This is a genomic window from Myxococcus virescens, assembly GCF_900101905.1.
Taxonomy (GTDB): Bacteria; Myxococcota; Myxococcia; order Myxococcales; family Myxococcaceae; genus Myxococcus; species Myxococcus virescens.
Map to the genome: position 1 here is coordinate 15,052 of NZ_FNAJ01000018.1, position 4,944 is coordinate 19,995.

1 protein-coding gene is annotated in these 4,944 nt (G+C 64.8%); it reads right to left on the reverse strand.

What is annotated here, in order from left to right:
* Positions 1–329: 329 nt before the first annotated feature.
* Positions 330–4,352: an RHS repeat-associated core domain-containing protein gene (locus BLU09_RS32245; protein WP_167371206.1), complete on the reverse strand. Its 4,023-nt coding sequence runs from the start codon at positions 4,350–4,352 to the stop codon at positions 330–332.
* Positions 4,353–4,944 lie beyond the last annotated feature (592 nt).

Sequence of the window (4,944 nt, forward strand, 5' to 3'; positions counted from 1 at the left end):
ACGGCGGCGCTCAGCACCTTCGCGGCGGCTGATTCGGAGGGACGGGCCTCCTGCGTACACGCGGCAACCCAGAGCCCCAGCGCCAGAACCTGCAGCAACCGACTCATCCGACATCCCCTCTTCGCACTACGGTTCTGGGCTCGCAGACGTCGAACCAACACGGTCATCCCGTCCCCAGGCGTGGCAACGAGCCAGGCGCCCAGATCCCGGTGTCGCGCACGCTCCGGCGCTCTCCACCCGGGGTGGAGAGCGCGGCGCGTCCTGCCTGCCGTCCTACGCTGCATGAATGAACCGTGCTTCATCGTGGCGCCTCGCCCGTTCCCCTGCCGTTACGGCCCTGTTACGTCACGCCGCGTGCTGTCGCGCACTATGCCCAGGTTCAACTCCACCCCATGCCGGGGATCCTCCCCCAGAGAGGCTCCAGGAGCGGGATGGCCGTTCCAGGTCGAGCCCCCAGGAAGACGCATGTTGGCCTCCGCTTCCGTGCGCAGGCTCTGGAGCGGATTGTTGTGGGCGTAGACGTAGGGCGCGGCACTCCGGCCCTGAAGCGCGTTCGAGATGATGACCTGAGGATCGAGGACGCGCGGATCCGGCTGGAAATACCGTCCCACGCTCGGGTCGTAGGACCGCATGCCTTCGTCGAACAGGTCCGACTCGGTGTCGTAGTACTGCCCCACCCGTCGGAGGTTCGTCCAGAAGGGTGCTGCCCCGTTCTCGAAACGCCGGTACTCGTAGGCGGGAATCGCGACGCCACGCCGCCGCGCGGTTCCTGGACAGGTGCAGTTCGAAGGCACGCCCGCGTCTGCACCACAGGTGGCGGCATCGCAGGTCATGTTGGTGACGAACTGCACGGCGACTTCGCCATTCGTGGCTTCGACCCAGTCGCTCCAGACCATGCCCCGGTTCGTGCCACTGTAGGGGCCTGCGAGCTGGGCGCCCGTGCTCCCATCCTTGAGGAACACGTAGTCGTGTGCGGGCTCGGTGTCGATGAGGCTGAAAAGCACCCGCGCCTGGAGCTTCAGTGATGCGCTCCGTGCCGGCTGCTGGAATCGAGTCAACTCCTGGTCGAGGCCATCACCGTAGGGATTTCCGGACATCGCGTAATGGGATACGCGATTGACGTGTCCGAGCGGATCGTACTCGCCGGTCCCCGTGATGCGGCCATCCGCATCCATCATGAGCACGGGCCTGCCGGCGTGGTCCGTGACGATGAAGTAGAGACCACAGGCAGCCGGGTCTCCGTTGCGTGCACACTCGGGCGAGTCATCCGACAGTCGGGTCCACTGCGGCGTGAACTTGCCGCGAACCACGGCCACCGGCCTGCCCCCCAACCACACGAAGTCATCCTCAATCAGGTAGTTCACCGGCGCGAGGATCCGATCGCCGCCTCTGTCCGACAGCAACTGGTCGCCCAGGTCGTGAAAAAACTCCTCACGAACGCCCGTCGGATAGTCCTTGAGACGCCGACGATTGAAGGCGTCGTACAGGTAGACGTAGTAGGAGTTCGTCCAGCCCACGCTCATCGAGCGCATGTGCTGGTCCCGCACGCCGTCCGCCGGATTCAGGTTGAGATGGGTATGACTATCACCCGTCGTGAGCCGGTTCGTGGCCTTCCTGCTCACGTTGCCATTCGGGTCGTAATAAAAGGTGTTGGCGAACATGGGCCCCGGGCCCGAGTTCTCGACGAACAAGTGGTCGGGATCCTGGGGGCCGTAAAAATGATAGGTCGTCGTCCTACTGAGACCGTCTTCCGAGGACGATGTGCGATTGCCTCGACGGTCGAAGACGTAGGTCCTCGATGCATACGGCCCTCCCGCCGCGGCAAGGTTTCCAGAAGGACGACTTGCGCTCGTGAGCCGCAACGTCCGGTCGTAGGAGAACTCCTCTGTCTGGGCCTGCGTCGAGTCGAGCAAACAGGTGTCGATCCTGCGCACCAGGTCAGCGGTCCATGTATAGGTGCGGCTGTAGATGTCCCCAGTCCCCGAACCAGGGCTGAGCGGCCCGGACGACACGCGCAAGGACCGGAGTCGCCCTGTCAGATCGGTCGACGCGGCTGAAGGCGGCGTATCTGCGCAGGCCGCCGCTGACGTCGCCGGCGGCATGGAGGCATCGTCCCCGAGCATGTACTCCACCGAGCGGGTGACGTCTGCACGAACGTGCTGCTGCTGGTAGCCCCTCAAACCGCCGTACGGCTCCCAGACCACGCCGCTGATGACGCGTCGGGTCTGCCACTCCGTGCCATCGTGGTGTGTCACGTCGACGGCGGTGACCCGGTCGACGCCGGCCCCCACGCCATGGACGTACGACACCTGCCGGCCGTGGGGATACGTGATGGATGCGAGGTTACCGTTCGGCGTGTAGCTGTAGTGGGTGTCCGGATCGAGATCGAGCCCCTGGCCGCACCCGGACGCATTGGCCCGCACCCGAATCTCGCGAACCACCCGGCCGAAGTCATCATATTGGTACCAGGTGCGCCCAAAACTATCCTCCCGATACCGAAGCCGGCCCATGCTCTTGAGCTGCGTCGCACAGCCAGACGGAGGCGTACCCTCGTTGTCATACGCGAGCTTGTAGTGCGTAAAGACGAAGTCCGCGTCTGCGTAGAGCGCCTGGACCTGGACCAGTCGGGAGAGATGGTCGTACGTGAAGAGCAGCGGGATCTTGAAGGTACTGCCCATGTACGGCGAGACTTCGACGGTCTTGTTGCCGAGCGCGTCGTAGGCATAGCGCATGGCGCCATTCATCTGTGGGGGCGCGACCTCCACGAGATTGCCGAAGTCGTCATAGGTGAAGGTCGCGGAAGGCTGCGTGCATGCCTCGAAGGTATTGCTGCTGAGGCAACCCGCCTTGAGGGACGAAACATTGCCGTGTGCGTCGTAGCGCAGTAGCAACCGCTGTCCCTGCCCCTCGGAAGGAAACTCGTCGACTTGTTCGAGACGGTTCGCCCGGTCGTACGAAAGCGAGCTGCAGACCGCAGCCGACGGCACGCCATTGGGCCCCACACCGCACCACGCAGGCGGGGCGTTGAAGGCATGTCCAACCCCAGTCAGGTTGTCCGCACCGTCAAATGACCTCGCGCTCGTGTAGCTGCCAGGCCCAACACCCCACTTCTCGTGCGTGGGGCGCAGATGCGCATCCGCGGCGAAGGAGCGCACGCGACGAGCCACGCCCGGTGCCTCCAGGAATCGCTCTTCCTTCAAGGAACCGTCCGGCCAATATGTGAAGGCGACCTTCTCCGTCCAGACGGCTCCCGTGCTATCCGCCGCCCGAGCCTTCCATTGAAGGTTCTCGGTGAGTGTTCCGCCACTACAGGCCCCAGAGGGTGTCCCGGTGCGGTAGCAGAACACCTCGAAATTCGCTTCAGGCCGCTGCACCCACGCGAGGTGCCCGTCGTCATAGCCAAAGCGGGTGACGATGTCCGTTTGTGGCCCGGAGGTTCGCACCGTCTGCGCCGTCAGAAGGCCATCATTCCAGGTGAAGACGGTGGTCACGCCGTTCGCATCGACGCGCTCAGTGACGTTTCCAGCGACATCATATGCGTTGAATCGCGTGTCGACGGGCGCGCTTGACGGGCCTGCGGGAAAGCGAGCCACCCGCCTCAGCTGGTTCTTGCGGAAGCCCGTGGTCTCCGAGTCCGCCCAGTAGAAGTATTGTGTGAGCGGGTAGTTGGTTCCAGCCTGGCAGTCCGTGGCGGCCTCGCCATCCACCCAGCAAGGGCCGTGGACCTCGAGGACCCGCCCCAATGGATCCGAGGTCTCCTCACCCGTGCGCTGAACGAAGTAGAAGGTGCCAATCCACCGCTTCTGGGTGCTCCAGGCATTCGTCTGCCTGTCCATGTCACGAGTCCACCCGGAACGAATGGAAGCCACCAGCCGGCCCGAGGTGTTGTAGCGGTGGTAAGTCCGGGCCCGCTCGTCAGCGCCGCCCAGCAAGCTGGCCTTCTCCACCGAAGCCAACTGCTGCTGTCCACCGGGCCCGTAGCTGTGGGTGTAGTGCTCTTCGATGAGTGCGCCAGTGCCCGCCATGTCCTGGGCCCCGCGGAGCACGGTCCTCTTCTCCATCGTCATTGCGGGCGCCCCGGCTCCCTCACCGGACGGAGCGTGGACGTACACCTCCCAGGCATCCCGCTTGTTCTTGATGGCGCGCTCGTAGGCGTGCGCGTTCTCGGTCGCACAGGCCCATTCGTGGCGCACGCTGCCTGGGCTGCATGCCCCGGCGGCGTCACATGAGTCCACCGTCTGGTAGACGCGAGGGACACCACCCGCCTCCATGCCGGGCAGGGAGGTGAAGACGCGTGAGAAAGATGCCGGCGACTCCTGCCCGTTCCCGCGACCCGCTGCAGGCTCCGTCACGGTCTGAGACCACGGCTCGACGCCGCAGCAGTCGCTTCCGGGAAGGCACAGGCTCTGCGCCAAGGCGTTCCCCGGAAGCATGAGGCACAAGGCTCCAAGGAGCGAAACAGAAGGACCCATATACGGCTTCATCGAGACTCCGCTACAGCGCCGGTCCAGCCTTCAGGCGGCGCGCACACCTGCCCTCCGGCGGAGGGATGAATCTGGACGCAGCTCCAGGCTTTCGGGCAGTCGTCATCACTGCGGCACTGCTGGCTGCAGAAATAGTCCTGGTCGAGCTGAGGCCCGGCCCGCAGGCAGAGGCGGGAATGGCAATCGGACTCGCCGCCAGTGGCACAGCGCTCTCCCAGTGCCTTGGTCCGCTGCTTCGCCTGCTCGAACTGGTGGTCCGGCCGTACCGAACTCAATGGAGTGGCAGGAGCATCGGACTGCCGCTCTACCGTCGTCGCGGCTTGTTCGCTACAGCCAAAGCTCCAGGTCAGCATCCACCCCAGGCACAAGGACCGAACCAGTGTTCGGTGCATGGACGCTGGACGACTCGCAGTCGCTGTCACCGGGCCAGGGCAGAGCCCTCTGCGATTTCGCGAGGAGG